Annotated in this window: 2 protein-coding genes and 1 pseudogene; all 3 read right to left on the minus strand. The window is 41.0% G+C overall.

Translation table 11 applies throughout. From position 1 onward, the window contains the following. Positions 1–323, minus strand: a 323-nt coding sequence (locus WBN20_RS14330; protein WP_424282179.1) for a hypothetical protein, incomplete at its 3' end; no start/stop codon positions are given. Between the two features lie 155 nt (positions 324–478). Then, complete coding sequence (gene fabD / locus WBN20_RS14335; protein WP_424282180.1) at positions 479–1,363, minus strand: ACP S-malonyltransferase; 885 nt, start codon at positions 1,361–1,363, stop codon at positions 479–481. Positions 1,364–1,413: 50 nt separating this feature from the next. Beyond that, positions 1,414–1,607 (minus strand): annotated as a pseudogene (locus WBN20_RS14340) (gamma carbonic anhydrase family protein); the annotation flags it as partial.

The following is a 1,607-nucleotide window of genomic DNA, read 5'->3' on the forward strand; positions in this document are numbered from 1 at the left end:
AAGCCAGCATTAAAGCCCGTATACCATGCATAATAGGTGCCAGATGTAGACACAACTGAACCTGGTAACAAAGCAACTCCTACCAATGGGCTTGTACTCCAAACTAAAGTTCCAGCACCAGATGGAACATTGGTCACATAAGGATCTAAATCTATAGATGCCAAGTCGCAAATGGAATCTGCATTAGTACTTAAAGTTGGGGCAAAAAAACAGTCCTGTGCACTCACCTGAATATGGATAAGAACTAGTATTATAAAAGGCAGAAACCCTTTAAGAAAAGAAGGTGTGGTCTTTAACTGTGAAGTATTTTTTTTCAATCTCATAGCATGTCCTTTGAATTAAATAAATTCATTGCAAAGGTGGTCTACCCAAGGTAATAATCGGGACATCAATATTACTAAAAAAACCGCCATAAGTACAAATTTGGAGTTCAAATATGTCTTTTTCGGTTGAAATACAAAATTATTGGATGGTCCTACTAAGATATCGCCGCCGATGTGACTTCTGCCGAGGGCTCAATTTTATTAACCAGCCCTTGCAGTACCTTCCCGGGACCCACTTCTGTAAACAGGCTTGCGCCGTCTGCAAACATATTTTGCACACTTTGTGTCCACTTCACCGGGGCTGTAAGTTGCGAGATCAGGTTTTGTTTAATTTCATCCACATTTACAACGGCTGTGGTTGTAACATTCTGATAAATGGGACAGCTGGGTTTACTAAAATTTGTATTCTCTATAGCGGCTGCCAATTCTTCCCTGGCAGGCTCCATAAGAGGTGAATGAAATGCCCCGCCAACAGGTAATATCATAGCTCTGCGCGCACCTGCTGCTTTTAAAGCCTCGCAAGCCCTGTTTACTGCTTCTATTTCACCGGATATGACTAATTGTCCCGGACAATTATAGTTTGCGGGAACTACAATACCCTCTGTTTCTTCACAAATTTTTTCCACCACCTCATCTGCCAGCCTCAATACTACCGCCATTGTACTTGGAACGAGCTCACAAGCTTTTTGCATAGCCGTTGCCCTTTGAGAAACTAATGACAAACCGTCTTCAAAGCTTAAAGCTCCATTAGATACCAATGCAGAAAATTCACCTAATGAATGCCCGGCAACCATATCTGGTTTAAAATCTTTTCCCATCATTTTTCCCAAAATTACTGAGTGCAAAAAAATAGCGGGCTGAGTGACTTTAGTTTGTTTTAAGTCCTCAGCAGAACCCTGGAACATGATGTCTGTTATGCTGAATCCAAGTATGTCATTTGCTTTTTCAAACAGTTCCTGAGCCAGATTGGATTTTTCGTACATATCGAGGCCCATTCCTGAAAACTGCGCTCCTTGTCCGGGAAAAATAAATGCATTCATTTTATCAATTTTTTAGTAGTTCAAAAATAATCATAATTGCGTTCTAAAACCTAATTTTCTTTAAACCAGCCTGAATATTTCACATAATTATTGGCAATCCTGTCTATTTCGCCTGAACTCAATTCCTCGCTGATATCCTTGATTTTTTTGGCCGGCATTCCTGCAAAAACAGATCCTGCCGGCACATGCGTTCCCGCCGTTACTACGGCTCCTGCTGCAATAATGCTGTTGCTTTCTACCACAC

This window comes from Eudoraea sp., assembly GCF_049665975.1.
GTDB lineage: Bacteria > Bacteroidota > Bacteroidia > Flavobacteriales > Flavobacteriaceae > Eudoraea.